We start from the raw sequence: 24,810 nt of genomic DNA, 5'->3' as shown, positions 1-24,810 counted from the left end.
GAGGCAGCCATGGCGGATGCGCGCAGACTTCGCTCCATTGCGCTGTTCGGCGGTACCTTTGACCCGGTGCATTTCGGCCACCTGCGCATGGCGCTGGAACTGAAAGAGGCGCTGGGGGTCGACGAAATGCGTATGCTGCCCAGCCATCGCCCCGCTCACCGCGAGACCCCCGGGGTATCGGGGGCGCATCGCCGCGAGATGCTGGCGATCGCCCTGCGGGGTTGCAGTGAACTGCAACTGGATGAACGTGAACTGCGGCGGGCTGGCGACACTTATACCGTGGATACGCTCGAGGAGCTCCGTGCGGAGCTGGGCGAAGAGGTATCGCTGGCTTTCTGCATGGGCCTGGACTCGCTGCTCACGCTGCCGTCCTGGCACCGCTGGGAGCACCTGCTGGAGCTGGCCCACCTGGTGGTGGTGACGCGTCCGGGCTGGCAGCTACCGCACCGGAATTCGGGGCCGGGCCACGAGGAGGTGGCGGTACTGGTGGAGCGGCATGCCGGCGAGGTGAGCCACCTGCTCTCGGAACCCCGCGGCCGCCTGGTGCTGCGCGAGCAGACCCTGTTGCCGATCTCGGCCACACATATCCGCCAGCTGGTGGCGGACGGCCGCTCGCCGCGCTTCCTGCTGCCGGCGGCGGTCTTACAGTACATTGAAGACAATCAACTCTATACAGGGGCCGGCGATGGTGCCGGCCAGAATTAAGGTGTTATGACAAAGATTAAAGATATTGCCGTTACCGCGCTCGAGGACCTGAAAGGCCAGGACATTGTGGCCCTGGATGTTTCGGAGCTGAGCGACGTGATGGACACGCTGGTGATCTGCACCGGCACCTCCAATCGCCAGGTGAAGTCGCTGGCCAATAACGTGGTGGACGAGGTCCGGGAAAAAGCCGGTATCCGGCCGATCGGTGTCGAGGGCATGGAGCAGAGCGACTGGGTACTGGTGGACTACGGCGACCTGGTGGTGCACGTGATGCAGGCCGAGACGCGCAGCTTCTACGAGCTGGAGAAACTCTGGTCCATGACCCCGGCATCGCGCGACGGCAAGCAGTGAAGATCCGTATCCTGGCCGCCGGCGGAAAGATGCCGGGCTGGGTGCAGGAGGGCTACAGCGAGTATGCCCGCCGCCTGCCGCGGGAGATGACCCTCGAGATGGTGGAAATCCCCCTGGGGCAGCGGGGCCAGAAAAACTCGCCGGCGCTGGTCGAAAAGGCCCGGCGCAAGGAGGGGGAGTCCATGCTGGCCGCACTCGGCCCGAGAGAGCATGTGGTGGCGCTGGACGTGAAGGGCAAGCCCTGGTCCACCGAGCAGCTGTCCCGCCAGCTGGCGGACTGGCAGATGCTGGGGGAAAACGTCAGCCTGCTGGTCGGCGGCCCCGACGGGCTTGCTGACGAGGCGCTCGCGCGGGCCCGCCAGCGCTGGTCGCTCTCGCCCCTGACACTGCCGCACCCGCTGGTGCGCGTGGTGCTCGCGGAGCAACTATATCGTGCGTGGACCCTGCTGACCGGTCATCCCTACCACAAGTGACCCGACAACCGCGGCTGGCCTGTCTGGGCAGTGATGACCACTGCCCATTAATCGCTGGTCAGTTGTGATAATGTATGCAAAATAGACAATTTTTGCGCCACTTAGCCTGAGTATCGCCAGCGAATTCCCATGGTCGAAGATCTGCAACTCAAAGACCGCCACACCGAGCAGCGGCTGTTCCGCCATCGTATGCTGGTGGCGCTGGCGGGTGTAGTGGCGTTGCTTTCTGTGTTGGTGGCGCGCTTCTATCACCTGCAGGTGGTCAATTACGAGGACTACCGCACCCAGTCGGACGAGAACCGTATCCAGGTGCGTCCGGTGCCCCCCACCCGCGGCCTGATCTACGATCGCAACGGCACCATGCTGGCGGACAACCGGCCCAGCTATACGCTGTCCCTGGTGATGGAGCGGGTCTCCGACCTGGATGCGTCCCTGGAACTGATCGGTCGCCTGGTGCAGCTCGACGAGAGTGACGTCAAGAAATTCCGCGACCGCCTGGAGCGCCGTCGGCCCTTCCAGCCAATCCCCTTGCGCTTTCGCCTGTCCGAGCAGGAAATTGCCCGCATCAGTGTCAATGAGTTTCGCCTGCCGGGGGTGTCGGTGGAGGCGGAGCTGGTGCGCTATTACCCCCTCAAGAAGCTGTTTGCCCACAGTGTCGGCTATGTCGGGCGTATCAACGACCGGGAGCTGTCCAGCTTTACCGAGGAGGACGTGCGGCGCTACCGCGGTACCCAGAGTATTGGCAAGGTGGGGCTGGAGCGCTCCTATGAGGATGTGCTGCTCGGGGAAGTGGGCTATGAGAATGTGGAGACCAACGCCCGCGGCCGGGTCCTGCGGGTGCTGGAGCGCCACGATCCCAAGCCTGGCAGCGAGCTGACCCTGCACCTGGACGCCCGCCTGCAACAGGTGGCCACTGAAGCCCTGGGCGATAACCGCGGTGCTGTCGTGGCCCTGGATGTGAAGAATGGCGGTGTCCTGGCATTCGTCAGCCAGCCGTCCTTTGACCCCAACCTCTTCGTGACCGGCATCAGCTTCAAGGATTACCGGGCCCTGAGTGATTCCCTCGATGTGCCCCTGTTCAACCGTGCCCTGCAGGGCCAGTACCCGCCGGGGTCGACGCTCAAGCCGATGATGGGCCTGGGTGCGCTGGCCGCCGGTGTGATTGACCGCGAGACCGAGGTGAAGGACCCGGGATTCTACCGGCTGCCCAACGACACCCGGCTGTACCGGGACTGGAAGCGCTGGGGGCACGGGGAGAAGATCGACCTGATCCAGGCCCTGACCGAGAGTTGTGATGTCTTCTTCTATGACACCGCACACCGCTGGAGCATCGACGGTATGCACGACATCGCCACCCGCTTCGGCCTCGGCGCGAGGACCGGGATCGACCTCCCCATCGAGCGGCCGGGCCTGTTCCCGTCGCGGGCCTGGAAGCGCGGCGCCCGCGGCATGCCCTGGTTCCCGGGGGACAGCCTGAACGCCGTCTTGGGCCAGGGCTTTGTGCTGGCCACGCCGCTGCAGCTGGCGGTGATGACCGCCACCATGGCCAACCGCGGTACGCACTTCAAACCGCAGGTAGTAATGGCGATTGACGGTGTCGAGCAGCCGCCGGAAGTGCTGCACCACGTCGAGGCCAGCGAAGAGAACTGGGACCTGATTTTTGAGGGCATGGAGTCGGTGGTCTATCACCAGAAGGGTACCGGCAAGAAGGCCGGTGCTGACCTGGATTTCCGCGTCGCCGGCAAATCCGGCACGGCGCAGGTGGTGGGCATCGCCCAGGGGGAGCAATACGATTCCGAAGCATTGAAAGAGCGTCACCGGGACCACGCCCTGTTTATCGCTTTTGCCCCGGTGGATGATCCGCAGATCGCTGTGGCGGTGCTGGTGGAAAATGGTGAGACCGGTGGCGGCGTTGCCGCGCCGGTGGCGCGGGAGCTGTTTGCCGACTGGATATCGCGCCCGCTCGAGGAAACAGCACGCGCCCACACGAAAACCGGGGAGGAGGTGACCAGTGGCTAGTCGCGATTTCATGCACCGGCTGCCGGATTCCCACAGCAGCCTCAGCCGCCCGGTCAGCCTGTCGCGCCGCTGGCATATCGACGTACCCCTGCTGGTGCTGTTGTTGATTCTATGCGGTACCGGCCTGGTGGTGCTCTACAGTGCCTCCGGGGGGGAGTTTCACCATGTGCGCCGCCAGGCGATCTTTATGGGGGTCGCCTTCGCCGGCATGCTGGTGGCCGCCCAGATACCACCGGATATGTACCGGCGCTGGTCGCCCTGGTTGTATGTCATTGGCTGCTGCCTGCTGGTGGCGGTGCTCTATGTGGGGGTGGGGGCCAAGGGCGCGCAGCGCTGGCTGGAGATTGGCGGTTTCCGCTTCCAGCCCTCGGAGGCCCTCAAGCTGGCGGTGCCAATGTCGGTGGCGGCCTTCCTGCACAAGCGCACCCTGCCGCCATCACTGATCAGCATCGCCGGCGCCCTGGCGATTGCCGCCATACCGGCGGCGCTGATCGTCCAGCAACCCGACCTGGGTACCTCGATCCTCATCGCAGCCTCCGGTGTGTTCGCCCTCTACCTGGCCGGCCTCAGCTGGCGCATGATCGGCGGCGCATTGCTGGCGCTGCTGATGGCAGCCTGGCCGATCTGGCAGTGGGGCCTGCGGGATTACCAGCGCCAGCGCATTCTCACCCTCTTCAACCCGGATGCAGACCGGCTTGGCGCCGGCTGGAACATCTTCCAGTCCAAGGCTGCGATCGGTTCCGGCGGCATCTACGGCAAGGGGTATATGCAGGGAACACAGTCGCAGCTGGATTTCCTGCCGGAGAGCCATACCGATTTCATCATCGCGGTACTCTCCGAGGAATGGGGCATGCGCGGTGCTTTGTTGCTTCTCCTGCTATACGTGCTGATCATTGCCCGGGGGATCTATATTAGTTTTATGGCCCAGGATGTATTCGGGCGATTGTTGGCGGGGAGTATTACGCTGACTTTCTTTGTCTATGTGTTTGTGAATATCGGCATGGTGACCGGATTGCTGCCAGTGGTGGGGGTGCCCCTGCCGCTGGTGAGTTACGGCGGCACTTCAGTCATCACCCTGATGGCGGGCTTCGGTATCCTCATGGCCATAGGCACGGAAAGGCGACGGGTGTCGTTTTAGTGCCGTCAGCTGCCATCATTGTGGGTGGTCTGCTGTAGTAAATAAAAACTTGGACGTAGAGAAGCACTATATGAGAACAGGAGCGGTTGTTTTGAAGTGGACCACAGGATTACTGGCAGGGATGGGGCTCGTGCTCGCCGCATGCGCGCAGGAGCCCGGCCATGCGGACAACCCGGAGGCGCAGGCCTTTGTCGATTACATGGTGTCCGAACACGATTTCGACCGCGAGGAAATGTCCCAGCTGATGCGCGAGGCCAAGCGCAAGGATTCGATCCTCAAGGCTATCCAGCGCCCGGCGGAAAAAGCCAAGCCCTGGTATGAATACCGCAAGCTGTTTGTCACCCCGCGGAGCATCAGCGGTGGAGTGGATTTCTGGGACAAAAATGCCAATGCACTGGCCGAGGCGGAAAAGCGCTACGGCGTGCCGGCGGAGATGATTGTCGCCATTATCGGCATCGAGACCCGCTACGGTGGCAATATGGGCGGTTATCGTGTGCTGGACGCCCTGGCGACCCTGGCCTTCAACTATCCACGCCGCTCCAAGTTCTTTACCAAGGAGCTGGAAAACTTCCTGTTGCTGACCCGCGACCAGAACATGGATCCCCGCGAACTCAAGGGCTCCTACGCCGGTGCCATGGGCTTCGGCCAGTTTATGCCCTCCAGTTACCGCGCCTATGCGGTGGACTTCAACAACGACGGCAGCGTCGATATCTGGCGCGATACCGAGGATGCCATCGGCAGTGTCGCCAACTACCTGGCCCGCCATGGCTGGTTGCCGCTGGAGCCGGTGACTGTGCTGGCCAACCCGCGCCCGAATGCGGACATGACCATCGTCAACGACTCACTTGAGCCCAAGTGGACCGTCGGCCAGCTGGCGGAGAAGGGGTTCCCGGCGACTACCCAGGTCGAGGACGATATGGTGGCCAATGTTTTCTCACTGCAGACCGAAAACGGTAAGCAATTCTGGATCGGGCTCAAAAACTTTTACGTCATAACACGCTACAATCGCAGCCGCCTGTACGCCATGGCCGGTTACGACCTGGCCCAGGAAATCGTCAAGGCGCGCGGCGGCCGTTCCTGATCGCGCGAGTGCCGAATGGCCCCGAATCCCGCTTCCTTCCGCCTGGAACTCGCGGGATTCGTGTATTTAGACTGAACCAAATAACCAGAAAAGAATCAATTTGACCTGATTTTCTTCTTTGCCTGTTCAAATCCAATAACTAGTGGGTGTGCGGTTGGGCACCGTATGTGGGGGGACCATGATTCTTACCAATTCGCGAATTGCGGCGATGATTGCCGTGCTGGCGCTGGCGGCGTGTAGCCACCAGGCCCAGAAGCCAACACGCAAACCGGTTCCGGGCCCGGCGCCGGATACGGTCAAGGACAGTGGTCCGCCGCAGCCAGTGGATATGCTGGCGGCGCCGGAACCGACCCCGGTCCGGGAGCCCATCGGTAAGGCGGGCAACAAATCCCCCTATGTGGTGAACGGTGTCAGGTATTCGGTGTTGCGGGGAGTCAAGGGCTATAGTGAGCGCGGCCATGCGTCCTGGTATGGCACCAAGTTCCACGGCCGTCGTACCGCCAATGGCGAGGTGTACAATATGTACGCCATGTCCGCGGCGCACAAAACCCTGCCGCTGCCCAGCTATGCCAAGGTAACCAACCTCGAGAACGGTCGCAGCGTGATCGTGCGGGTCAACGACCGCGGACCGTTTGTGCCGGGCCGCATCATTGATCTTAGCTATACCGCGGCACAGAAGCTGGGGTATATCGACAAGGGGGTGGCCCGGGTGGAAGTGACGGCCATCGACCCGCAGACCCTGCCGGCCGCGAATGAGACGCTGGTCCGTGAAAAGGATGTGGCCGCCAGGGAAGCCCTGGCCCAGGATGCCAGCTTCAAGCTGCCTGATAATACTTTCCTGCAGGTGGGCGCGTTCAGCGACGCCACCCAGGCTAATCGCATACGCGGGCAGGTATCGGCTGTGGTCGACTATCCTGTATCGGTCAGTCCGGTTCGGGCTGACGGCACAACGCTCTACCGGGTGCGTATCGGGCCCATTGCCCAGCAACGCGCGCTGGTGGCGCTGCGCGAGTCGGTCGAGGAGAACCGTCTCGGCACCCCCCAGGTCGTTTACGACTGAGCGGCATATGGGCCCAGTGGGGGTCGCCGCGAACAGCCGGGCCGGAAGAGCGGCCCGATTTGTATGGATATCCAACTGACATGAGGAATAATGAGACTTTCAGCCATGCTTAAGCGCCTTTTTGCCAGCCTGCTACTGACGTTGACCACCGGCGTAGCCGTTGCTGAACAGCCGCTGATTCCCGCGCCGCCCCAGCTGGCCGCGACCGCCTACCTGCTGGTTGATGCCCACACCGGGCAGGTGCTGGTGGAGCACAATGCGGACAAGCAGGTGCCGCCGGCCAGCCTGACCAAGATGATGACTGCCTATATCGTCTCGGAGGAGATCGAGAAAGGCAGCATCAAGGAAACGGACCTGGTCCCCATCTCGGAGAAGGCCTGGAAGAAAGGCGGCTCCAAGATGTTCGTCAAGGTCGGTGACAAGGTGCCGGTGATCGACCTGCTGCGCGGTGTTATCATCCAATCCGGTAACGATGCCAGTATCGCACTGGCGGAATACGTGTCCGGCAGCGAGGAAGTGTTTGCCGAGGTGATGAACCAGCAGGCAGAGCTGCTGGGGATGCGCGATACCAGCTTCAAGAATGCTACCGGCTGGCCGGCCGAGGGGCATATGACTACGGCGCGTGACCTGGCGACGCTGGCACGGGCACTGATCAATGATCACCCCGAGCACTACCAGATCTACTCCGAGAAATATTTCAGCTACGCCGGTATCAACCAGCCCAACCGCAATCGCCTGTTGTGGCGCGACAATGCAGTGGACGGTATCAAGACCGGCCACACCGAGGCCGCCGGATTCTGCCTGGTGGCATCCGCGCAGAAGCGGGGCATGCGCCTGATCTCCGTGGTACTGGGAACCGATAGCGATGACAAGCGCGCTGCCGAGTCCCAGAAACTGCTGGCCTACGGCTTTCGCTACTACCAGACCCACAAGGTATACAGTGCCGACGATGTGCTGCAGAGCGAGCGTGTCTGGGGTGGCAAGGAGCCCCAGGTGGGCATCGCGGTGGAGAAAGATGTTTTCGTCACCATTCCCCGCGGTGGCGAGGAGAGCATCAAGGCTGACCTGATCATCGATGGCGAGCTGGAGGCACCGATCAAAAAGGGCCAACAGCTGGGCAAGGTGGTCGTGACCCTTGATGGTGAAACGGTCGCAGATGTTCGTGCCGTTGCCGCGGAAGAGGTGGAGCAGGCCGGGTTCTTCAAGCGTATGTGGGATGCCCTGAAACGCTTCGTGATGAGCTTCTTCGAATAACTCTCCTGTCCGCCCCCTGTGCCCCTGATGCGGGGCGCGGGGGCGGACATTTTCGCCGCCAACTGTGCGGTTCCCGCCAAATCCTGTGATCCCTGTCCACTCCACTCCCGGGGCTGTATAATCGCCGCCCGGCCGCTACTGTGTTTATTTAATGTGCAATTATGCGGCCCGGAGAGAGTGCAATGAGCCAAGATCAAAGCCAGCAGCCCCCGAAGATCGAATTCCCCTGTGAAGACTACCTGGTCAAAGTGGTGCGGGATTCCGATGATGAGACCCATGAATTTGTCCTAGAGGTGATGCGCCGCCATGCGCCGGACCTAGATGAGGACCGCGTCACGCTGCGGGAGAGCCGCAACGGTCGCTTTACCTCGATGACTTTCTATATCCTCGCCACCGGCGAGCCCCAGCTGCAGGCCCTGTTCGATGAGCTGAAGGCCCACCCCTCCGTCCATATGGTGATGTGATGACCAGGGTTTGTAACCTCGGGCGCCGCGACTACGAATCCGTCTGGCGCGCCATGTCCAGCTACACCGATCGGCGCGACGAGAACAGCGCAGACCAGATCTGGTGTGTCGAGCACGAGCCGGTATTCACCCAGGGCCAGGCCGGCAAGGCCGAGCACCTGCTCAATACCGGGGATATCCCGGTGGTGCAGGTGGATCGCGGCGGGCAGGTGACCTACCACGGCCCGGGACAGCTGGTGGTCTATCCGCTGCTGGACCTGCGCCGGATCAAGGTGGGAGTACGGGACCTGGTCTCGGGCCTGGAGCAGGCGACAGTGGCCATGCTGGCCGAGTACGGTATTGTTGCGGCACCCCGTGCCGATGCCCCCGGTGTCTACCTCACGGATGGGCCGCGGGCGGGCAGTAAAATTGCCTCGATCGGCCTGCGCGTGCGCCGCGGCTGCAGTTTCCACGGCATTGCCATCAATATTGATATGGACCTGGCGCCCTTCCTGCGGATCAACCCCTGCGGCTACGCGGGCATGCAGATGGTGCAGATGGCCGAGCTGATTCAACCGACACCTGCCTGGTCGCAGGTAGCGGATATTTTCGTGCGCGAACTGCTTCGTGCACTCTCGCTGCCGGCAGCCGACTGGCAACCGGTAGACGAGCAAATTTTTGCGCGTGCAAGCGCCCCTGAAAAGGGCAAAGAGGAGCAGGAAACGAGTAATGGCTGACGATTCCAGAACTGAGAAGCCCGACCTGGTACCGGTAAAACGGACCCGCCGACTGAAGCAGGGCGAGAAACTGCGGGATGGCGAAAAGGTTGAGCGCATCCCGGTCAAGGTGATTGCCAGTGACCAGGTACTGCGCAAGCCGGACTGGATCCGGGTGAAGGTGCCGGCTTCGAAGGAAGTGGACCGGATCAAGAAAATCCTGCGTTCGCAGAAGCTGGCCACCGTGTGTGAGGAGGCCAGCTGCCCGAACCTGCACGAGTGCTTCAGCGGTGGTACCGCTACCTTCATGATCATGGGCGAGATCTGCACCCGCCGTTGTCCTTTCTGCGACGTCGGCCACGGCAAGCCCAACCCGCTGGATCCGGAAGAGCCCAAGCACCTGGCCGAGGCCATCGCGGCCATGAGCCTGCGCTACGTGGTGATCACCTCCGTGGACCGAGACGACCTGCGCGATGGTGGTGCCCAGCACTTTGCGGAATGCATTCGTACTGCCCGTGAGCACTCCCCCAACCTGCAGGTGGAAATCCTCACGCCGGATTTCCGCGGCCGGATGGATGTGGCGTTGGATATCCTTGAAGCCGAGGCCCCGGATGTGTTCAACCACAACCTGGAGACGGTGCCGCGCCTCTATCGTGAGTCCCGCCCGGGCGCCAACTACAAGTGGTCCCTGAAGCTGCTCAAGGAATACAAGAAACGTCGCCCGGATGTGCTGACCAAGTCCGGCCTGATGGTGGGCCTGGGTGAGGAAAAGGAAGAGATTTTCCGGGTACTGGATGATATGCGCGAGCACGACATCGATATGCTCACCATTGGCCAGTACCTCCAGCCCAGCAAGGAACACCTGCCGGTACAGCGTTACGTGCACCCCGACGAGTTCGAGGAATACCGCCGCTATGCGGAGCAGATCGGCTTCAAGCATGCGGCCTGCGGTCCCCTGGTGCGCTCCTCCTACCACGCCGACAAGCAGGCGCACGGCGAAAAGGTGGGCTAGGTCCCACCGCTGGCGTCTCGATTGAGGGCGGTGCCCAACCGGGCATCGCCCTTTATTTTTCCCCGCCCCATTAACCTTGCTGCCGAGCTGTTCCATGGCTGCAGGTTTCCCCCGCACACACTCTCCCTTTCAGCTGTTCACTCCGGAATAACGGTTGACAGATTCCTTTGTAAGACGGCGGGCTGGCGGGGTATGCGGCTGCCAGTCGCTGTTTTCCCGGGTAAATATCCTGTCGCCCGGGGGCGGCTTGCTATTTATTGCCGGAAGCGGTTTGCTGTTTCCCTTGCTGTGGTGACGGAAGTCGCCGTAGCTGGAGGCAGGTTGTCCTGCCGGAATGTCCAATAAGAAGACGCGAGAAACTTACGCATGAGAAAGCTTACCTCACTGGCTGTTGTCGGCCTCCTCGCTGCCTGTTCCGGGGAGTCCCCGGGGGAATCACAGGTCTCGGCAAGCGAGAGCGTGGCGAACAATCCCGTCGCCGATATTGTTTACCCGGAAACCAGGGAGGGCGAGGTGATCGATACCTATTTCGGTGCTGAAGTGGCAGACCCCTATCGCTGGCTGGAGGATGACCGCAGTGAGGAAACCGGGGCCTGGGTTGAGGCGCAGAACGCTGTCACCTTTGATTACCTGGAAAGTATCCCCTATCGCGAGACACTGAAGCAGCGGCTGGAATCCCTGTGGAATTATGAGAAAGTGGGGCGCCCCTTCACCGAGGGGGAATACACATACTTCTATCGCAACGACGGCCTGCAGGACCAGTACGTGGTATGGCGCCGCAAGGGCGAAGGCGAGGCCGAGGTCTTCCTCGACCCGAATCAGTTCAGCGAGGATGGAACCACATCGCTCGCTACCCTGAGCTTTTCCCGGGACGGCTCTATCGCCGCATATGCCATCTCCGAGGGCGGCAGTGACTGGCGCAAGATCATTGTCATGGATGCCGAAACGAAAGAGGTCCTCGAGGAGCCGCTGGTGGACGTGAAGTTTTCCGGCATCTCCTGGAAAGGCAATGAGGGGTTCTACTATTCCAGCTATGACAAGCCAGAGGGCAGTGAGCTGTCCGCGAAAACCGACCAGCACAAGCTCTACTATCATAAATTGGGCCAGCCGCAATCCGGGGACCGCCTGGTTTTCGGAGGCAAGCCAGAACAGAAGCGCCGCTATGTTCAGGGTTACGTGACCGAGGACGACCGCTTCCTGGTTATCTCCGGGGCCCGTTCCACGTCCGGTAATGATCTTTTCATCCGCGACCTGACAAAGGAGTCGGCCCCACTGGTACCGGTGCTGGAGGATTTCGAATCAGATACCTACGTGATCGATAATGTCGACAGCAAGCTTTACCTGGTGACTAATCGCGATGCACCGAACAAGAAGATTGTGACTGTTGATGCGTCGGTTCCCTCCCCTGACAACTGGGTGGATTTTATTCCCGAAACCGGGAATGTACTGACTGCATCCACTGGCGGTGGCTACCTCTTTGCTGAATACATGGTCGATGCGTTGTCGAAGGTCTACCAGTATGACTACGATGGCGAGCGTGTGCGCGAGATCGAGCTGCCCGGGCCGGGAAGTGCCTCTTCCATCAGCGGTAAGCGTGAGGACGATGTCCTCTATTACTCGTTCACCAACTACAAGACACCCTCAACCATCTTTGCGCTGGATGCGGATGAAGGTGACTCCACTGTATTCCGGAAGTCCGGTGCGGACTTTGACAGCGATCGCTACGAGTCCACCCAGGTGTTCTATACCTCCGCGGATGGCACACGTGTGCCCATGATGATCACGCACAAGAAGGGGCTCGAGCTCGACGGCAAGAACCCGACCATCCTGTATGGCTATGGCGGCTTCAATATCAGCCTGACGCCATCATTCAGTATCGCCAACGCAGCCTGGCTGGAGCTGGGCGGCGTGTATGCGGTGCCCAACCTCCGAGGTGGCGGCGAGTACGGCAAAAACTGGCATAAGGCGGGCACCAAGCTGCAAAAGCAGAACGTGTTCGATGACTTTATCGCTGCGGCCGAGTTCCTGGTCGAGAAGAACTACACATCCAGCGATTACCTCGCCATTCGTGGTGGGTCCAATGGCGGGCTGCTGGTTGGTGCGGTTATGACCCAGCGACCGGACCTGTTCCGGGTCGCCCTGCCGGCGGTGGGCGTGATGGATATGCTGCGTTACCACACTTTCACCGCCGGTGCTGGCTGGGCCTATGATTACGGCACTGCTGAGGACAGCAAGGAGATGTTCGAGTACCTGAAGGGTTACTCGCCGGTACACAATGTGAAGGCGGGCGTGGAGTATCCGGCCACCCTGGTCACCACCGCAGACCATGATGACCGTGTAGTGCCGGCTCATTCCTTCAAGTTTGCCGCAGAGCTGCAGGCCAAGCAGGCGGGGGCGGCCCCGACACTGATCCGTATCGAAACCAAGGCCGGCCACGGGGCGGGCACCCCCGTTTCGAAGAGCATCGAACAGTACGCGGATATCTTCAGCTTTACCCTGTTCAATATGGGGATGAAATCGCTGCCAAATTAAGTTCACTTTTAAAGTGTTATCTGGAAGCCCGGCATTGCCGGGCTTTTTTTTTGCCCGGGTAAGTCACCCGCTGCCCGGCTGGGGCCTGCCGAACAGCTGCGACAGGCGCAAAAAATTATGCTTATACTAGCTTCTGGTCCTGGCAGAGGGACCGCAAAACAGCGATGAGGTAGCCGCAGAGCCACAACAAACACAATAACGATTGTGAGGTGCCGGTATGACCCCTGAAGAGAAGTACGCTGGCCTGCAGGGCCGGCAGCCCCTGGATATCCTCTACCAACGGGAGCGGGAGCAGCCCGACCGCATATACCTGCGGCAGATGCAGCAACGCCAGTGGCGCGAATACACCTGGGGCGAGGTCATGGACCGGGCTCGCCGTATTGCTGCATTCCTCGGTGAGCGGTACCAGCCCGGTGACCGGATCGCGATTCATGCCAAGAACTGCGCTGACTGGATCATCGTCGATATTGCCATCATGCTGGCGGGTATGGTCAGTGTCCCGCTATACCCGGGCCAGTCCACAACATCCATGCGCTATGTGCTGGAGCATTCCGAGTCACGGCTGATTTTCTGTGGTGCCAGTGACGACAATGAGGCCCTGAAGGAAGTCGCTGCGACCCTGCCTTCTGTAGCAATCCAGCGTTGTGAGATTGACTGTGATGAATCCCTGGAGCAGCTGGTGGCCGAGCACCGGGCCATAACCGACTGTCCCCTCTATCCCGATGACCAGGTCTTCACCATCATGTACACGTCGGGTACCACGGGTAACCCCAAGGGAGTCATGCATACCTGGTCGGCAATCTCTTTCGCCGTGCCGAATATGGTGCGTGGCTTCGGTTTTGATGAAAGTGACCGTTTTTTTTCCTACCTGCCGCTGGCGCATGCCGCCGAGCGGATCGTGGTCGAGTTCCACAGCCTTTATGCGGGGACCCCGGTACACTTTCCCGAGTCCCTCGATACTTTCCTTGCAGACCTGCAGCGTACCCGCCCGACCATGTTTTTCTCGGTACCGCGCCTGTGGGCCAAGTTCAAGGAAGGGATCGACGCAAAGATACCGCCACGCATCCAGCATCTGCTGTTACAGCTCCCCGGGGTCAATCGCTGGTTCCGCAACAAGGTGCAAAAGGGACTGGGGTTGGACCAGGCGCGAATGCTGGTAACCGGCGCTTCGCCGATTTCCATCGATTTGCAGAAGTGGTACCACCGCATGGGCATGATGGTCACTGATGGCTATGGCATGACCGAGAATTTTATTTATGGCTGCATTACCCACATGGGGGAAACGCCGGTTCCGGGCACAGTGGGCAAGCCGTTCTGGGACTGCGAAGTGAAAATATCCGAGCGGGGCGAAATCCTGTTTCGCAGTCGCGCACTGATGAAGGGCTACTACCTGGAGCCGGAGAAAACCGCCGAAGTGCTCCGGGACGGCTACTATCACACCGGTGATGAAGGCTATATCGACAGTGATGGGCTGCTGCACGTTACAGGCCGCCTGGCCGATTCCTTCAAGACCAGCAAGGGCAAGTTTATCCAGCCTCCCGAGCTCGAGGGCCGCTTCGGTGATAACCCGCTGCTGGGGCAGGTATGTGTTTTGGGGCACGGCATGGACCAGCCGGTAATGCTGGCGACTCTGTCCGAGCTGGCAAAAAAAATGGATCCGCACGAGTGTGCGGAGCAGCTGTCCCGGGACCTGGAAGCCGTCAATGAAACGCTGGCCTATCATCAGCGCATACGGGCGATATTCCTGGTCCGGGGCGACTGGACACCGCAGAATGAACTGGCCACACCCACGCTTAAAATCAAGCGTAAGGCCGTGGAGGCACAGTATCGTCCCTGGATCGAGGCGCACCCGACCGCCACCGGGGTGGTCCGGGAGCCGGTTGCTGCCCCGGCCGAACGTTCGCCCCGGGACAGTGGCTTCGAACGACCGGCCACGGACATCGACTAGCAAGGGCGTCCCGCTGTGATTCGTTGTGATTCACTGGCGGGATCAGTGTATTCTCTCTGTGACTATAAAAAGAATACGGTCGCAATTCCGCATCGTGGTGGTGTGAGTCCGATGGGGCATGAAATAGGCGTGTCCTGATATACAAGACCTGGATCGCTACCGGCTGGCCCCTGTGCCGAATGCGTGGCTGATCGAAAAGAACAGAGAGCCTTACTGTGAAAATCCTGAAAATAATCGGCGGCAGCCTGCTGGCACTGGTAGTGGCCGCCGGCTCCCTGGCTGCCCATGAATGGTATGCCGAAAAACCTTTCTCATTCCGTGTCTTTGTCGATCGCCAGCTGGTGAAAGTCGCGTTCGACAGCCCGGAAATGCTCACCTCACTGGGTTTCCTGGAATCCCTCGGGATCAAGGGGCACAACGCGGAGCTGGACGAGATCAGCACGGCAAAAACCGAGGCCATGTTTGCGGACTTCCGCCAGTTCCGGAAGACGCTTGACCGCTATGAGGGCCTGGACGAACAGCAGCAACTGACCCGGGAAATTGCCATCTACCTGGCCGATATGGTGACCGAGGCGGAAAAGTTTCGCTATCACACCTACCCGGTCAACCAGCTGTTTGGCGTTCAGAACGGCTATCCCAGTTTTATGGAGGCCCAGCACCAGGTACACGAGTTGGAGGACGCGGAGAATTACCTTTCGCGCCTGGAGGCTGTGGAAACCAAATTCGCCCAGTTACTGGACGACCTCCGCATTCGCGAGGACCGCGGCATCATCCCGCCGCGCTTTGTGATTGAACGGGTACTCGACGAAATGCGTGGATTTGTGAAAACGCCGGTGGAGGAGAATATTCTCTACACCTCACTGGCGAAAAAGATGGATGAGTCCACTGCCATCGCTCCCGCAGAGGCAGGTGCCATGCTCGAGAAGGCCGAAGCGCGGATCGAGTCCCATGTGTATCCCGCATACCAGGGATTGATCAGTTACTTCGCCAACCTGTCTGACCGCGCCGGCACCGACCATGGCTACTGGCACCTGCCGCAGGGGGAAGAGGCTTACCGGCTGGCCCTGAAGATGTTCACTACCACCGATTACAGCGCGGACGAAATTCACCGCCTTGGGCTGGCAGAAGTTGAGCGGATCCAGGGGCAAATACTGGAGATCCTGGCACAGCAGGGCATGGACACCTCCGACGGATTTACCGCGGCCATAGATGAGTTGAATGACCGTCCCGAATTTTATTACGAGGACAGCGATGCGGGGCGTCAGCAGATCCTGGCTGATTACCAGGAGATCCTGGATGAGATCAGTGCGGGCCTGGATGACGCTTTCCGCGTGCGTCCCCAGGCCGGGCTGGAGGTTGTCCGCATTCCCGAGTTCAAGGAAAAGACCGCGCCCGGTGCCTATTATCAACAGCCGGCACTGGATGGCAGCCGCCCGGGACGGTTTTTTGCCAACCTCTATGATATCGAGGCAACGCCAAAATTCGGAATGCGCACCCTGGCCTACCACGAGGGCATCCCCGGGCACCACTTCCAGATCGCGATTGCGCAGGAACTGGAAGGTATGCCGTTGTTGCGCCGTATGGCGCCGTTCACGGCCTACACCGAAGGCTGGGCGCTGTACGCCGAGCGGGTGGCCTGGGAGCTTGGTTTCCAGGACAACCCCTACGACAATGTCGGTCGCCTGGTAGCGGAGCTGTTCCGGGCGGTGCGCCTGGTGGTGGATACCGGCATTCACCAAAAGCGCTGGACGCGGGAGCAGGCGATCGAATATATGCTGGCAAATACGGGCATGGCAGAGAGCGATGTCACCGCGGAAATCGAGCGCTATATCGTCATGCCCGGCCAGGCGACAGCCTACAAGATCGGCATGATCAAGATCCTGGAATTGCGCGAGCAGGCCGAGCAACAGCTGGGTGATCGTTTTGATTTGCGCGACTTTCACGATGTGGTGCTGAAGAACGGCGCGGTGCCGCTGGATATTCTCGAGAAAATCGTGAACCGATATATCGCGGACACCCTGGCATCGGGCAGCGCAGCAGCCTGATCACTGGCCTCTTCCAGAACCGGGAGCCGGGGCAGCAGTTCCTGGTTCCGGTTTGGCATCCCGCACCCGGTGGCTAACCGGCTGGCCGGGATTCTGCACCATCGACCAGCCAGGTAAGGATGCCGCCGCCATGCCGACGGAAGCCGAGCCTGAATACCTGCCCCCGGTGTACTATTGCTGACAGGTCCCGCAGGGCTTCCAGTTGCAGCAGTCCTTTCGATGGGTAGGCAGTCGCCAGTCCCACATCGGTAAATTCAAAGTAGTCTCGCGCCAGCGGGTAGAGGGCTTTGAACAGGCTTTCCTTGGCCGAGAACAGCACAGTCGTTCCAAGCGCCGGGTCGCCGAATACTCTTGTCAGTTGCCCCGCCTCACCACCGGCGGTAATCGCTGCGAGCACTTCTGCGCACTGTCCCCGGGGGAGCACTGGCTCGTAGTCGATCCCGAGGATGGCAGGCGCAGGCGCAACGGTGCAGATTGCACGGCCGGCGTCGTGGGTGATGGAGCCGGTGAAACCCTCTGGCCACAGTGGTTGGCGCTGCTGACCCATGCCGACTGTGGTTTGCACGGATCCCAGGCGGCGCAGCAGGGTGCCGGCCAGGTAACGACCGGCGAGGAACTCAGCCCTGCGCCGGGGCACGGCTCTGGCGAGAGAGCGGGGAAAGGTGACCTGCAGGGTCTGGTAGAGCTGGTCATCGTAGGCCCCGGGGTCGAACCGGGTCTCGGCGCACAGCCCCGCCACGCCACTCAGGCCCGGCAACTCGACCGCTGTTATCGGGCCGGCAAATCGCCGTGATAGTTCGACCGGGTCGGCGGAATCCAGCATGCCTCAGCCATCCTTGCCATTTGCATTGAAGGTGTCCATATCCGCCAAGCGGCGGCTTTGACCACTGATTTCAACACAGATCCTGCGGAGGGGGAATTGCCTGCGGCGGAAGGGCCGCAGCGGCTGGGATGCAAGGTGCGGGTTTCCCACCCGGCCAGGTGGCCGGGTGGAATGGGGAGGTTCAGTGCCGGGCGCTGTAGGTCAGGCAATTGACCGAATTACCACTCTTGCCCACCTGGATACTGTCCGCGGAGCACTCGAAGTCATCGTTGTGGCTGCAGTCGGTCATCTTGCAGGCGCCGACCCCGGCGGTGCGGTCACTGTCGGTGTGCTGCGAGTTGTCGAAGAAGGTGTCACAGTCCGGATCCTGGCCATGGCCGATGGTAATGGCGCGGGCGTGGCAGGAATCATCGGTGTTGAAGGCGCACTGGGTGACAGCGCAGTTGGCGACTTCCGGCATATCGGTGGCAATTATCATCATGGCCTCGCTTGGCTGCTCCTGGGATGGATGGGGAGATATGTTGGAGACTAGCCCAGCGCCCGTGCTTGTCAACGGAACCCGGCGCCACCCTTGCGACCATCCGCTAATAGCGGGGGCCCCCGGGCTTCGGGTATAAAGGGAAAGATGTTTTAGGCGCACCCCTGTACTCGGTGGACTGAGATATGATCGGCAAACCCCTCCTGCTGTTGCTGGCCCTGGTATACGTGGCACTGCTGTTCGCGGTGGCATGGCGAGCAGACCGCCGGGGCAGTGGGAAGGGGCGCTACCGGCCACTGGTCTACGCCCTGGCGCTGGCGGTTTACTGCAGCTCCTGGACATTTTTCGGCGGGGTGGGCCAGTCGACAGCCAGTACCTGGAGCTACCTGCCCATTTACCTGGGGCCAATCCTGCTGTTCCTGTTTGGTGGATCCTTCCTGCGCCGGCTGCTGGTGGTTGGCGAGCGGCAGAAAGTCACCTCCATCGCCGATTTCATTGGCTCCCGCTATGGCAAGAGTCGCGGCCTGTCTGCGCTGGTGGCGCTGCTGGCAATCTTCGGGACTCTGCCCTATATCGCGCTGCAACTGCGCGCCGTCACCATGGCCTGGGATACGGTCGGCGGTGGTGCCGGCGGTGGCTTTGTGAACCTGGATACGGCCCTGGTCACCGCGCTGCTGATGGGGTTGTTCGCGGTGTTTTTCGGAACCCGCCACCTGGAGGGGCGCGAGCGCAACCGCGGTGTAGTGGCGGCGATCGCCCTGGAGTCGCTGGTGAAACTCCTGGCCTTCGCCGCAATCGGCGGGTTCGCCTGCTGGCTGCTGCTGGACGAGACGCTCGCGTCCGGCGCGGTGCTGGAGCGTCGCTGGGACCCTCTGGAACTGGATGCCGGTTTCCTCACCCAGACTTTACTGGCCACCGTCGCCATCATCTGCCTGCCGCGCCAGTTCCATATGGCGGTGGTGGAATACCAGGGACCCCGGGACCTGCAGGCCGCGCGCTGGTTGCTGCCGCTCTACCTGGTGCTGTTCTCGATCCTGATCCTGCCTATCGCCATGGCCGGCCAGCCGCTGCTTGCACAGGGACTGGCGCCGGATAGCCTGGTGCTGACCCTGCCCATGGCCGCCGACCAGGGCGCCCTGACCGCGCTCGTCTACCTGGGGGGCTTTTCCGCGGCCACCGGCATGGTGGTGGTGGCGGCGGTGACACTGGCGATCATGATTTCCAATGAGCTGGTGGGCCCGGTGTGGCTCTACCTGAGTCGCTATACACGGCTGTCCGCGGTTTCCTTCGGCAATTACCTGCGCCAGGTACGCGCTGCCAGCATCATGCTCCTGATGCTGATGGGCTGGGGGGTGCACCGCGCCATCACCGGACTGGATGCCCTGGCGCCCGTTGGCCTGCTGTCCTTTGCAGCCGCGGCGCAACTGGCCCCGGCACTGGTGGCGGGCCTCTACTGGCGGCGTGCCCATCGCAATGGCGTCTGGGCGGGCCTGTCCGCCGGCTATGCGCTCTGGTTCTACTGCCTGGTAGTGCCGGCGATCTTCCCCGGGGCGAGCCTGGTCGAGTCGGGCCCGCTGGGAATCAGTTGGCTGCGCCCGGAGCAGATGATGGGGCTCGCGGGACTGGACAGCCTGAGTCACGGTGTCTTCTGGAGCCTGCTGGCCAATATCTCGCTGTTTGTGCTGGTGTCAGGGCTGTGCCGGCAGGGCAAGCTCGATCGGCGCCAGGCGGAATTATTCGTGGGCAGCGGTGAAACGGTGCGGGATGAAAGTATCGAGCTGTCCCCCACCAGCATTCCCATGGGGCAGTTGCACAGCCTGATGAAGCCATTTGTCGGTGCCGGGCGCCTCGATGGGATATGGCGCGAGTTCGAGCAGCGTTCGGGACAGCGCCTGCTGCCCGACGACCAGGCCCCGCGATTTGCCGTGCGTGAGGCCGAAGGCGTCCTCGCCGGGGTGGTGGGTTCCGCCACCGCGCACCAGGTGGTGGAATTGCTGCGGCGCAACCGGCCCCTGAAAGTGGAGGATATCGCGCGCCTGGTGGACGGTGCCTCGGAGAAACTGCGTTTCAGCCAGGAGCTGCTGCAGACCACGGTCGAGACAATTAGCCAGGGAATCAGCGTGGTGGATGCGGAGCTGCGCCTGGTGGCCTGGAACCAGCAGTACATCGATTTGTTCGAGTATCCCCGGCGGTTGCTGTATATCGGTTGCCCGATCGAGCGCCTCTACCGCCACAACGCCGAGCGGGGACTCTACGGGGACAACCAGGGTGACCTGGATGCCCAGGTGGCGAGACGGTTGGACCTGTTGCGCCACGGCAGTGCCCACCGGTTCGAGCGCCGCCTGCCCAATGGCGTTATCGTCGAAGTGCGGGGTACGCCGATGCCGGGCGGTGGTTTCGTAAGCACCTTCACCGATATCAGCGATTACCGGGCGGCGGTGGATGCACTGGAGGAGAACCAGCGTACCCTGGAACAGCGGGTGGCGCAGCGCACTGCTGAACTGGCGGACCTCCATGCAGCCAAGTCCCGCTTCCTCGCCCACACCAGCCATGACCTGCTGCAGCCCATCAACGCGGCCCGGCTTTTTATCGCCTCGGCCCAGCAGAAAGCCGGGCGCCAGGACTGGCCAGAGGCCATGCACGATATCGCCGGTATCGACGGTGCCCTCAATTCCGCCGAGCAGTTGATCGGCGCCCTGCGGGAAATCAGCCGGCTGGACTCGGGCAAGCTGACGCCCAACCGCGAACATTTTCCGCTGGCCGAGTTGCTGGGGGGGCTGGCGACCGAGTTCGCGGCCATTGCCGCAGACCGCAACCTGCAGTTCCGGTATGTGGCCTGCAGCGCCTGGGTCTACAGTGACCGGCAGTTATTGCGGCGTATCCTGCAGAATTTCCTGGGTAATGCGCTGCATTACACCCGCCGCGGGCGCGTATTGCTCGGTGTGCGCCGCCGCGGCGGCGAGCTGGAGATCCAGGTCTGGGACACGGGGCCCGGTATTGCCCCGCAGGAGCAATCGCGGATATTCGACGAGTTCGTGCGCCTGTCGACGGCCGAGCGCGGTCCCGACAAGGGCCTGGGACTGGGGCTGGCAATTGCCAGCCGCAGTGCCAGCCTGCTGGGGCATGCCATTGACCTGCGCTCCACACCGGGCCGCGGCGCCATGTTTTCCATCCGGCTGCCCCTGGGGAGTGTCTCGACTGGTCGCCGGCCCGGGCGGGAGCCGGGCGCCAGCGCCGGGCCCGGCGGACTTGGGGGGCTGCGGGTGCTGTGTATCGATAACGAGGATGCGATAGTGCGGGGCATGCAGAGCCTGCTTGAGGGCTGGGGCTGCCGGGTATCTGTAGCCCATTCCCTGGAGGCGGCGTTTTCCATCAGTGCGGCGTCCCCGCCTCCGGAGCTGGTAATTGTCGATTATCACCTGGATAACGATGAAACCGGCGTGGACGCTTTCGAGGGACTGGTCGAGGTATGGGGGGAGCGCGTGCCGGGGATACTGATCAGCGCTGATATTTCGGGACAGGTGCGAGACAGCGCGCGGGTTGCCGGGTTGCACTACCTGCCCAAGCCGGTAAAGCCGGCGGCGTTGCGTAACCTGGTACGGCGGGTCAGGCGGGCTCAGGTTGCCGAGGAGGTGGATTGAACTGGCCCGGCTGCTCGACGTCCAGGCTGTTGAGGGCCAGCACCGCCTGGGTCCGCGAATTGACGCCCAGCTTGCGGAACAGCGCGGTCAGGTGTGCCTTCACCGTCGCCTCGGTTACATTCATCTCGTAGGCGATCTGCTTGTTGAGCAGGCCCTCTCCGAGCATGGTGGCGACGCGGAACTGCTGGGGGGTCAGCGCGGCAACCACATCCGCTACCGCGTCGCTGTCCGATTCCTGCCTTGCGCACAGACTGGAAATCCCCTCGGGCAGCCAAATCTCGCCGGCAAGCACCTCCCCGATGGCCTCGGCAATGGTCTCTACCGGGGCTGACTTGGGCAGGAAACCGCAGGCACCGTAGTCGATCGACCGGCACATCACCTCCGGCTTCTCATTGGCGGACACCACCATGACCGGCAACTGCGGGTACTGCCCGGCCAGGAAGGCCAGGCCACTGAAGCCATGTGCCCCCGGCATATGCAGGTCGAGCAGCAGCAGGTCGCAGTCGCCGTGCCCGGCCACACATGCCTGCAGGGATTCCATATCGTGCGCCTCGTGCAGCTCCGCTTCGGGGAAGATCTGGCGGATGGACTGGCGCAGCGCACTGCGGAACAGTGGGTGGTCATCGGCGACGATAAACTGGCGCCTGTGCCGATGGGAATCGGATTGAATGCCCATAACTCCCTCATCATCGTGCGGGCTCTCGCGGAGCCCTTTGTCATTTTCATTATTGTAACGCCGGGTGCGGCTCAGTTTACGACGGGACGGGGTCTGTTGGCTCGGTTATCTGTGAATGTGACACTCCTGGTGGCCATAGCCAATTGCCCGCACCGGCGCCGTGAGGGCCGGTACAGGCGTCAGGGGCAACGGGGCCGCCGGGCCAGTCCTCAGGCCGGTTCGGCCAGTTGCGCGTGGTTCTCGATCAGCTGCTCCACTACTCCCGGGTCCGCCAGCGTGGAAATATCCCCCAGCTGGTCGCACTCGTCAGCGGCGATCTTGCGCAGGATCCGCCGCATAATCTTGCCGGACCGGGTCTTTGGCAGCCCGGGCGCCCACTGGATGATATCCGGTGTCGCGATGGGACCGATCTCTCGGCGCAGCCAGTCACGCAGGGCTATGCGCATCTTCTCATCCGGCTCCACATCACTGTTCAGGGTTACGTATACGTAGATGCCCTGGCCCTTGATGTCATGGGGGAAACCCACCACCGCGGCCTCTGCCACAGCGGGATGGGCCACCAGTGCGCTCTCGATTTCCGCGGTGCCCATGCGGTGGCCCGAGACATTCAGCACGTCGTCTACGCGGCCGGTGATCCAGTAATAGTCGTCTGCATCCCGCCGGGCGCCGTCGCCGGTGAAGTACATTCCCGGGAAGGTGCTGAAGTAGGTATCGACAAAGCGCCGGTGATCCCCGAACACGGTGCGCATCTGCCCCGGCCAGCTGTCCAGCATCACCAGGTTGCCCTCGGCAGCCCCTTCCAGGATGTTGCCATCGTTGTCCACCAGCGCTGGGCGGATGCCAAAGAAGGGGCGGGTGGCGGAGCCGGGCTTCAATGCCGTGGCACCGGGCAGGGGCGTCAGCAGGGCGGCGCCGGTTTCCGTCTGCCACCAGGTATCCACAATCGGGCATTTGCCGCAGCCGAAGCTGCGGTGGTACCAGCGCCAGGCCTCGGGGTTGATAGGTTCGCCCACGGTCCCCAGGAGTCGCAGGGAGGAGAGGTCGGCGCCCTCCGTGGGCCTGTCACCCTCGGCCATCAGGGCGCGGATGGCAGTGGGGGCAATGTACAGGATATTGATCCGGTGCTCGTCGATTACCTGTGCCACGCGGCGTACATCCGGGTAATTGGGGACTCCCTCGTACATCACCGTGGTGGCGCCGTTGGCCAGCGGCCCGTAGATAATGTAGGTGTGGCCGGTGACCCAGCCGATATCCGCGGCGCACCAGTAGCGCTCGCCGGGACGGTAGTCGAATACATATTCGTGGGTCAGGGACGCATAGGTGAGGTATCCGCCGCTGGTGTGCAGGACCCCCTTGGGCTTGCCGGTGGAACCGGAGGTATAGAGGATAAACAGCGGGTCCTCAGCGCCCATTTCCTCGGCCGGGCATTCGTCGTTCTGTGCCGTCAGCAGCTCTCCATAGTCCACGTCCCGGCCGGGCACCATGTCCACCGGGTCGTCGGTGTAGTTCACCACCACCGCTGTTTCCACAGTGGTTTCCCGGCACAGGTCGATGGCCCGATCCACGTTCTCCTTCAGCACCACTGAGCGGCCACCGCGCCGGCCGGCATTGGCCGTGACAATCACCCGCGACTGGCCGTCGTCCATACGCCCTGCCAGCGCTTCAGGGGAGAAGCCGGCGAAGACCACCGAGTGGACCGCGCCGATCCGGGCACAGGCGAGCATGGCCACCGCCGCCTGCGGGATCATCGGCATGTAGATGGTGACCACATCCCCGCGCCTTACCCCCAGGGACTTCAGGCCGTTGGCGAAGCGGCATACCTCATTGTGCAGTTCCCGGTAGCTGATCTCACGGCTGTTGCCGGGCTCATCGCCAACCCACAGGATGGCGGTATCGTCGCCGCGCGTGGCCAGGTGGCGGTCCAGGCAGTTTGCGGCCACGTTCAAGGTGCCGTCGGCGAACCAGCGGATGTGCAGGTCATCGCGGGCAAAGGAGACATCCTTTACCTGTGTGAACGGCTTCATCCAGTCGAGCCGCCGGGCCTGTTCGCGCCAGAAGCCCTCGCTGTCCTCGATCGAGCGCCGGTACATTTCGAAGTAGCCCTGTTCATCCAGCAGGGTCCTGCCGGCATAGGAATCGGGTACGGGGTAGAGCGTTGGTTCTGTCATCTTGCGCTGCCTCGCTGGGTTCAATGATGGGAATATTCTGGATTGCATCGAATTCTGTCACCGGGGCGCACATCGGCGTATTAGACAAACGTCGAAACCCGGGGAAAATATAAAGGAAGGGCCTGATCCCAACTTAGACATTGGTCTAATTCGGTGGGTGACTTAGACCAATGGTTAATACCCTCTGTCGCCAGGACAGGGTTTGATTGCGAACGGTAGCCGTCCATTCAAACAGCGATGAGGGAGA

At 61.9% G+C, this 24,810-nt stretch carries 19 protein-coding genes; 15 read left to right on the top strand and 4 right to left on the bottom strand.

Annotation, left to right across the window (positions count from 1 at the left end):
• The first annotated feature begins 9 nt into the window (after positions 1-9).
• The 14 genes from nadD to LVD10_RS14210 all read left to right on the top strand — a co-directional run bounded on the left by nadD (position 10) and on the right by LVD10_RS14210 (position 16,777).
• Positions 10-705: a nicotinate-nucleotide adenylyltransferase gene (gene nadD, locus LVD10_RS14280; RefSeq protein WP_237064068.1), complete on the top strand. Its 696-nt coding sequence runs from the start codon at positions 10-12 to the stop codon at positions 703-705.
• Between the two features lie 6 nt (positions 706-711).
• A complete protein-coding gene (rsfS, locus tag LVD10_RS14275) occupies positions 712-1,056 on the top strand; it encodes a ribosome silencing factor (protein ID WP_233006071.1) in 345 nt (114 codons plus the stop codon).
• On the top strand, positions 1,053-1,529 hold the full coding sequence (rlmH, locus tag LVD10_RS14270) for a 23S rRNA (pseudouridine(1915)-N(3))-methyltransferase RlmH (protein WP_233006070.1): 477 nt from the start codon (positions 1,053-1,055) through the stop codon (positions 1,527-1,529). Before rsfS ends, rlmH begins: the two co-directional genes overlap by 4 nt.
• Positions 1,530-1,658: 129 nt before the next feature.
• Positions 1,659-3,548: a penicillin-binding protein 2 gene (gene mrdA / locus LVD10_RS14265; RefSeq protein WP_233006069.1), complete on the top strand. Its 1,890-nt coding sequence runs from the start codon at positions 1,659-1,661 to the stop codon at positions 3,546-3,548.
• Positions 3,541-4,686 (top strand): rod shape-determining protein RodA, encoded by a 1,146-nt coding sequence (rodA, locus tag LVD10_RS14260; RefSeq protein WP_233006068.1) that lies wholly within the window; start codon positions 3,541-3,543, stop codon positions 4,684-4,686. The genes mrdA and rodA overlap by 8 nt, the downstream gene beginning before the upstream one ends.
• Positions 4,687-4,777: 91 nt before the next feature.
• The gene (gene mltB / locus LVD10_RS14255; RefSeq protein WP_233006067.1) at positions 4,778-5,767 is read left to right on the top strand and encodes a lytic murein transglycosylase B; all 990 of its coding nucleotides are present in this window, start codon (positions 4,778-4,780) and stop codon (positions 5,765-5,767) included.
• Positions 5,768-5,945: 178 nt separating this feature from the next.
• On the top strand, positions 5,946-6,827 hold the full coding sequence (locus LVD10_RS18010; protein WP_305080411.1) for a septal ring lytic transglycosylase RlpA family protein: 882 nt from the start codon (positions 5,946-5,948) through the stop codon (positions 6,825-6,827).
• A 90-nt stretch (positions 6,828-6,917) separates the two neighbouring features.
• Complete coding sequence (locus LVD10_RS14240; protein ID WP_370636792.1) at positions 6,918-8,081, top strand: D-alanyl-D-alanine carboxypeptidase family protein; 1,164 nt, start codon at positions 6,918-6,920, stop codon at positions 8,079-8,081.
• A 182-nt stretch (positions 8,082-8,263) separates the two neighbouring features.
• Entirely contained in the window at positions 8,264-8,545 is a 282-nt protein-coding gene (locus tag LVD10_RS14235; protein WP_237064066.1) for an HP0495 family protein, read from the top strand.
• The gene (lipB, locus tag LVD10_RS14230) at positions 8,545-9,261 is read left to right on the top strand and encodes a lipoyl(octanoyl) transferase LipB (RefSeq protein ID WP_233006064.1); all 717 of its coding nucleotides are present in this window, start codon (positions 8,545-8,547) and stop codon (positions 9,259-9,261) included. The genes LVD10_RS14235 and lipB overlap by 1 nt, the downstream gene beginning before the upstream one ends.
• On the top strand, positions 9,254-10,252 hold the full coding sequence (lipA, locus tag LVD10_RS14225; protein WP_233006063.1) for a lipoyl synthase: 999 nt from the start codon (positions 9,254-9,256) through the stop codon (positions 10,250-10,252). Before lipB ends, lipA begins: the two co-directional genes overlap by 8 nt.
• 366 nt (positions 10,253-10,618) lie before the next feature.
• Positions 10,619-12,784: a prolyl oligopeptidase family serine peptidase gene (locus tag LVD10_RS14220; RefSeq protein ID WP_237064064.1), complete on the top strand. Its 2,166-nt coding sequence runs from the start codon at positions 10,619-10,621 to the stop codon at positions 12,782-12,784.
• Positions 12,785-13,001: 217 nt separating this feature from the next.
• Positions 13,002-14,732, top strand: coding sequence for an AMP-binding protein (locus LVD10_RS14215; RefSeq protein ID WP_233006061.1), 1,731 nt, complete (start codon positions 13,002-13,004; stop codon positions 14,730-14,732).
• A 215-nt stretch (positions 14,733-14,947) separates the two neighbouring features.
• Positions 14,948-16,777, top strand: a complete 1,830-nt coding sequence (locus tag LVD10_RS14210; protein ID WP_237064062.1) for a DUF885 domain-containing protein — start codon at positions 14,948-14,950, stop codon at positions 16,775-16,777.
• A 73-nt stretch (positions 16,778-16,850) separates the two neighbouring features.
• Here LVD10_RS14210 and LVD10_RS14205 read toward each other — a convergent pair whose 3' ends face one another.
• Together LVD10_RS14205 and LVD10_RS14200 are read right to left on the bottom strand one after the other, a co-directional pair.
• Positions 16,851-17,600, bottom strand: coding sequence for a 4'-phosphopantetheinyl transferase family protein (locus tag LVD10_RS14205; protein ID WP_233006059.1), 750 nt, complete (start codon positions 17,598-17,600; stop codon positions 16,851-16,853).
• Positions 17,601-17,781: 181 nt separating this feature from the next.
• Positions 17,782-18,081, bottom strand: a complete 300-nt coding sequence (locus tag LVD10_RS14200; RefSeq protein ID WP_233006058.1) for a DUF1540 domain-containing protein — start codon at positions 18,079-18,081, stop codon at positions 17,782-17,784.
• 182 nt (positions 18,082-18,263) lie between these two features.
• On the opposite strand from LVD10_RS14200, the gene LVD10_RS14195 reads away from it, so the two are divergent.
• A complete protein-coding gene (locus tag LVD10_RS14195) occupies positions 18,264-21,719 on the top strand; it encodes a hybrid sensor histidine kinase/response regulator (RefSeq protein WP_237064060.1) in 3,456 nt (1,151 codons plus the stop codon).
• Here the strand turns inward: LVD10_RS14195 and LVD10_RS14190 are convergent.
• Together LVD10_RS14190 and acs are read right to left on the bottom strand one after the other, a co-directional pair.
• Positions 21,685-22,395 (bottom strand): response regulator, encoded by a 711-nt coding sequence (locus LVD10_RS14190; RefSeq protein WP_233006056.1) that lies wholly within the window; start codon positions 22,393-22,395, stop codon positions 21,685-21,687. The two genes, LVD10_RS14195 and LVD10_RS14190, sit on opposite strands and share 35 nt — an antisense overlap.
• A gap of 209 nt (positions 22,396-22,604) precedes the next feature.
• A complete protein-coding gene (gene acs, locus LVD10_RS14185; RefSeq protein ID WP_237064059.1) occupies positions 22,605-24,563 on the bottom strand; it encodes an acetate--CoA ligase in 1,959 nt (652 codons plus the stop codon).
• Positions 24,564-24,810 lie beyond the last annotated feature (247 nt).

Origin of the sequence: Microbulbifer zhoushanensis, assembly GCF_021729055.1 — a bacterium.
GTDB lineage: Bacteria > Pseudomonadota > Gammaproteobacteria > Pseudomonadales > Cellvibrionaceae > Microbulbifer > Microbulbifer zhoushanensis.
The sequence above is the reverse complement of the archived record's forward strand: the minus strand, read 5'-3'. Positions and strand labels throughout refer to the sequence as shown.